This window comes from Furfurilactobacillus milii (assembly GCF_009864005.1).
GTDB classification, from domain to species: domain Bacteria; phylum Bacillota; class Bacilli; order Lactobacillales; family Lactobacillaceae; genus Furfurilactobacillus; species Furfurilactobacillus rossiae_B.
The window spans coordinates 92,284-98,283 of sequence record NZ_WEZQ01000027.1; the positions used below are offsets into that span (position 1 = coordinate 92,284).

At 43.2% G+C, this 6,000-nt stretch carries 4 protein-coding genes; 2 read left to right on the top strand and 2 right to left on the bottom strand.

Going from position 1 to position 6,000, the window contains the following annotated elements:
• The first annotated feature begins 647 nt into the window (after nucleotides 1-647).
• Complete coding sequence (locus GB993_RS12830; protein WP_017260970.1) at nucleotides 648-1,295, top strand: VTT domain-containing protein; 648 nt, start codon at nucleotides 648-650, stop codon at nucleotides 1,293-1,295.
• Between the two features lie 62 nt (nucleotides 1,296-1,357).
• Complete coding sequence (locus tag GB993_RS12835; protein WP_161004591.1) at nucleotides 1,358-2,014, top strand: histidine phosphatase family protein; 657 nt, start codon at nucleotides 1,358-1,360, stop codon at nucleotides 2,012-2,014.
• A gap of 79 nt (nucleotides 2,015-2,093) precedes the next feature.
• Here the strand turns inward: GB993_RS12835 and pepF (GB993_RS12840) are convergent, their stop codons facing one another.
• Complete coding sequence (gene pepF / locus GB993_RS12840; RefSeq protein WP_161004592.1) at nucleotides 2,094-3,902, bottom strand: oligoendopeptidase F; 1,809 nt, start codon at nucleotides 3,900-3,902, stop codon at nucleotides 2,094-2,096.
• A gap of 130 nt (nucleotides 3,903-4,032) precedes the next feature.
• Complete coding sequence (pepF, locus tag GB993_RS12845) at nucleotides 4,033-5,841, bottom strand: oligoendopeptidase F (protein ID WP_161004593.1); 1,809 nt, start codon at nucleotides 5,839-5,841, stop codon at nucleotides 4,033-4,035.
• Nucleotides 5,842-6,000: the final 159 nt, after the last annotated feature.

Below are 6,000 nucleotides of genomic sequence, written 5' to 3' on the forward strand. Positions count from 1 at the left end.
TACTCACCATTCGAGTCATAAAACGGCTAATTTTCTGGGCAGTCCTGTATCGAACTTGATCTTAAGCAATTTACTCCCGTTACGCTGATCTGAAACGCCGTTCCGTGGGACCAGGTTCAACTCGCACACACCGCGATTTTCACCTTTGATTATGAGCCGAAAAACGCGTCTCATAAGTCATCCTGTAACACTAAACGGCTCACCCCGCCGCTAAGTGTTACCGACACGGAACTCTGTTTCCAATCAGCTACACTCCTCCTATAGTAGCTAATGAAATTTTGCGTAAACTGCCACACACTCGGCTAGACGTTTGAAACTTGCCACTCTGTCAGCTGGAGGGCGTCAACAGTGATACCGAGCCGTGAAAGTAACGTTAATTCGGTGGTTCTCCGAATTTATGTTACGGACGGTCGCAAAGACTCCGATTTTCAGGAGGCTTGGCGACGAGGTGAAAGACTCCGAACTTGGGAGGCTTGAACCGGTCCCACGGTGAGCGTGTCACTGTTGACAACCGGAAGCGAAAATTGACATTGCACTATTTTCAATCACACTTTGCCCTAACTCATAAGTTTTCTCAAAGCTGAGTGATTAGTTTCGCTATTCATCGTTCAGTTGCTTACACTGTAGGTAAAAATGGGAGGTCGCCTATGGATCAGTTGATTCACATCTTGAGCCATTTACAGGATTATATTCTGCCCTTGTTCTCGTGGATGGGCAACTGGAGCTACGTGACCTTGTTTCTGTTGATTTTTGCTGAAACTGGTTTGGTTGTCTTTCCGTGGTTGCCGGGTGAATCATTGATTTTTGTGACGAGTGCTATCGCGGCGGCCACCCAATCCAGTTTGGACATCAAAGTTCTGGTTCCCATCTTCTTCTTTGCCGCCGTTCTCGGTGACACTCTGAACTTTCGAATCGGCATGTGGTTAATGCACTTTAAGTTTATTAATCGACGTCTTCATGGTGGTCTAAAACGTGGCGAGGCATTTTTCAAACGTTATGGTGGCCGAGCTGTGATCTTTGGTCGGTTTGTGCCACTGATTCGGACTTTTGTCCCCCTCTTGGCGGGCACGACAAAAATGAGTGAACGTCGTTTTGCCGTCCTCAATGTTATTGGCGTCGCACTGTGGGTCACGGTCGGTAGCGTTTTAGGTTATTACTTTGGCCGTTTGCCATTCGTAAAGTCACACTTTGCCCTCATTTTCCTCGGTGTGGCAGTGATTGGTATCTTGCCAGGATTCATCGTTGGTGCGACGCGCTACCTCCGCCGTCACAGTAATCATTTTTATGAACCATAACGTGGTCTCATCCCAAACGTTGATATGCTATGATAGAACCATCATAAATTGTGGAGGTTCTCATGTCATTTAACGTTTACATGGTTCGTCATGGTCAAACTTATTTAAACTTGTATCACCGGATGCAAGGCTGGTCAGACGCACCGCTTACTGAAAAAGGCCAGAATGACGGCAAGCATGCCGGTCAATTACTGAGCCATGTTAAGTTTGACGCTGCATACTCTAGTGATCTTGCTCGGGCGCAAACTACAGGACGGTTGATTCTTGCCGAAAACCCTAGTAACCTCACCGAACCAGTCGCCCGCAAAGAATTCCGCGAAGAATTCTTCGGCTATTGGGAAGGCTATGACGACATGTTAATGTGGCATCAGATTGGCTCTCCTAAAGGCGGTAACACCTATAATGAATTGGTTGAAAAGTTTGGCCTGCAAGAAACAACAGACCTAGTGGCCAATGCGGATCAGTATCACGACGCCGAAACGTACGCGCAATTGTGGGAACGAATCCAAGCTGGAATGCAGCTGTTACGGGATAACGCCAAGGACGGCGATAACATTTTGCTAGTCACCCACGGCACGTACCTGCGCCACATCATGGATCATTACTCTGACACAATTGGTGCCTTCCCCGGCCCACGAAATGGCAGTGTTACCAAACTGGTTGTAGACGATAATAGTGTGAAAGTACTGTATACCGACCGATTAGATAATATTGAATAACTTTAATGTTAAAAAGCACGATCAACGAAATTCCCAAAAATTTCGTTGATCGTGCTTTTTCGATACGACTAATATACAATTATTTGCCTAATAATTCCTTTAATTCCGCAATCCTTTTGTCCAACACGGCAAACGCATCGTCCAGGTACTGACCTGATGTTACATCCACGCCCGCCTGTTTAATCAAATCAATTGGTGCTTGCGAACTGCCGGCCTTAAGAAAAGCCTTATATTGTTCTAATGCACCGGGAACTTTGCGATAGATGCGATCGGCAAGTATCGTCGAAATCGCCATTGAAGTCGCGTACTGGTAAACATAGTAGTTCATGTAAAAATGTGGAATTCCTGCCCACGATGGACTCATTTTACTTGTTGTGGAAAGAGCTGGGCCATCATATTGACGATCCAATTCGCCATACAATTCGCCTAATCTGTCTGCAGTCAGTGGTTCACCGTCTTCAACAGTTTCGTAACACTGGTGTTCAAATTCAGCATACATAGCTTGCGTGTTAACCGTACCAATAAACGTTTCAATTGAAGTCTGCAGTAAATAGGCTTTCATTGCTTTATTGTCTGCATACTTGTCTAACATATAAGCCATCAGCAGATTTTCATTAGTTGTTGATGCAATTTCGGCTGTAAAAATAGGATAATCTGTATTCTGCACTGCTTGAGATTGGTCAGTAAGGTATGATTGCATAGCGTGGCCTGACTCATGTGCCAGAGTAGTTAAACCATCATAATTATCTGACCAGTTTAATAACACATATGGGTGAACACCATACACATCAATCTGGTAGCCGCCAGAATATTTACCGACATTTTCGGCAGCGTCAATCCAGCCCTCGCTAAATTCGTGTTTTAAACCCGTTACATAATCGTCACCGAGGATCTTCAAGGCATCCAAAACAATCGACTTAGATTCTGAAAAAGTAAACTTTAACTTGGATCCTCCTACCAGAGGTACCCGAGTATCGTAACCATACATTTGATTCAAACCCATGACATCTTTGCGTAATTGCATATAACGATGCTGACCGTCCAAATGATTGTGAACGGTTGTCACCAATGTGTCATAAACACTTTCTGGAATTTCATTTTGGAATAATTCACCTTCACGCGCTGTTTTAAAGTTATGCAATTGATTTTTGACGATCACCCCATTCATATGTGCCGTCAACGTTGCAGCAAAGGTATGTTGTAAGTTTTTATAAGCGGTTTTGAAATTTTCTGATACCTGTTTACGCAATCCCCTATTTGTCGAATTCATGAATTCTGAATATCTAGCAGGCGTTAACTCAACTATGTCGCCATTCTCGTCTTTCACTTCACCAAACTTAATATCCGCATCATTTAAATTAGAATATATATTTTCTGAGCTATTGAAGACAGTGTCACTTTTAGCGAGAATCTTTTCTTGTTCTGTAGGTAGAATGTGATCACGATTTCGTAAAAAATTGACTTCAATATAACGTTTATATTCTTCTAATCTAGGCTCATCAGATAATAATTTTTTAAATTCGTCTGACGTAATGCGAGTTACCTCAACATTTAGAAATGCTGTTGCTGCACCGAATGCACTAAAAAGTCCCTGTCCTTCTGTCAACAGCTTGGTTCCCTGTGGATTCGTTGTATCGCTATGGTCACGAGTCATACAGTAAACATAGAGTCGTTTTAGTTCGTTATCTAGTGCAACGCCATCGCTAAAGGTTTTATACAGGCTTTCTGCCGAATCCGTCACATGCCCTTCATGTTCCCCAAAACTCTTTAGTTTTTCTTTGAAGGCAGCCGCAGCCTGTTCAAATGCCTCGTCACTCGGATATAAATCTTTCAAATTCCATTTCAATTCATCAGGCACTTCAGCCCGTGTTGCTAATTTTTCTGTCATCTTTATGTATCCCCTTTGCCTTGTATGTTTGTATCCTATCAGCTAGACAAAAGGTGTTGCTGATTTTTTTCATAAGTGAAAAAAATACCAGTTCAAAGTTAATGAACTGGTATTTCAATTAACAATAAGGTTACTTACCAAGCACTTCTTTTAATTCCGCAATCCGTTTGTCCAACACGGCAAATGCATCGTCCAGGTACTGTCGAGAGGTGACGTCCACCCCTGCTTGCTTGATCAGCTCAATTGGCGCTTGTGAGCCACCAGCTTTGAGGAATGTCTTGTATTGGTCCAACGCACCAGGCACCTTGCGGTAAATTCGGTCCGCAATGGTCGTGGAGATGGCCATCGATGTCGCATATTGGTAAACATAGTAGTTGTAATAGAAATGTGGCACGCCGGCCCAGCCTGTATTCTTCTCATCTTCAAAGGTAACAGCCGGACCGTTGTATTGTTCGCCTAATTTAGCATACATCGTACTCAAATAATCGGAAGTTAACGCTTCGTCACTTTCAACTTTTTCATAGGCTTGATGCTCAAATTCTGCAAATAAAGTTTGCAAATTAACCGTACCGATAAACGTTTGGATAGATTGTTGTAATAAGTACGCCTTAACTTCCTTGTTATCTGCATATTTATCCAACATGTAGTCCATCAGCAAGTTTTCGTTAGTTGTCGAAGCAATTTCCGCCGTGAAGATTGGATAGTCTGCATCCTGAAGGGGCTGTGTTGCATCAGTAAAGTAAGATTGCATCGCATGTCCAGACTCATGAGCCAACGTGGTTAGACCATAATAATTGTCCGACCAGTTCAGCAAGATATACGGGTGAACATCGTAAACTTCGCTCTCATAACCGCCGGAACGTTTGCCAACATTTTCGGCTGCATCGATCCAGCTACCGGAAAATTCAGCCCTCAAACCATCCAAATAATCATCACCAAGCACCTTCAATGCATCCAGTACGATGGCCTTAGACTCATCAAACGTAAATTTCAATTTGGGGTCGCCCAGTAAAGGCGCAGAACGATCGTAATTGTACATTGGCTTTAAGCTTAGCACATCTTGACGTAACTGCATGTAATCATGTTCGCTCTGCAAATGATCATGCACGGTCGTTACCAACGTGTCATAGACACTTTCTGGGATCTCATTATCGAACAATTCCCCTTCTCGCGCTGTCGCAAAATGATGGGCACGGTTCTTAAGAACCGTCCCTTCCATATGAGTCGACAGGGTTGTGGCAAACGTATGTTGAAGCCCATCGTAGGCCTTTTTAATCAAGTGACTTGTCCGTTTGCGTAAATCACGGTTGGTTGACTGCATAAATTCACTGATTTTAGCATCTGTTAATTCAACCGTTTCGCCGTTTTCATCCTCAATGTCGCCATACTTCATATCGCCATCATTTAACATGGAGAAGATGTTTTCAGCACCCTCAAACACCTTGCTACTTTGCGCTAACAATTTTTCTTCAGCTAATGGCAGCACATGTCCCTGATTGCGTAAAAAGTTCAACTCGAGATAACGCCGATAGTCCTTTAAACGAGGCTCATCTTTTAGATACTGGTCAAACTTTTCTTTGGACAGCGCCGTGATTTCAGTCGTTAAAAAGCTGATGGCTGTTTGCGTTTGTGCGTAAAGCGACTGCGCCTGACCAGCTAGTTTGGTACCAACTGGATCCGTCGTGTCACTATCATTACGGGCGTTAGCATAAAAGTAAATTCGCCTTAGCACACCAGATAATCTTACCGCTTCACTGGCTGTTTCATAAAGCGTTTGCGCACTCTCCGTCACGTGCCCTTCGTGTTTGCTAAACTCAGCTAATTGCTGCTTATACGCTGTAACAGCTTTTTCAAATGCGTCATCACTTGGATATAAATCCTTCAAATTCCATTTCAATTCATCCGGTACTTCCGCCCGGGTTGCTAACTTTTTTGCCATATATAGATCCCCCTAATATGGTTATTAGTATAACAGCTTTTCACATTTTTCTTTAACCGTTTGGTAGATTGTAAAATTAATCCGAACGCTGTTCGGACAAAAAAGATCAGCTTCCTTTAAAATGGTGTTTACCACAAACCCATTTTTTAGGAGCTGATC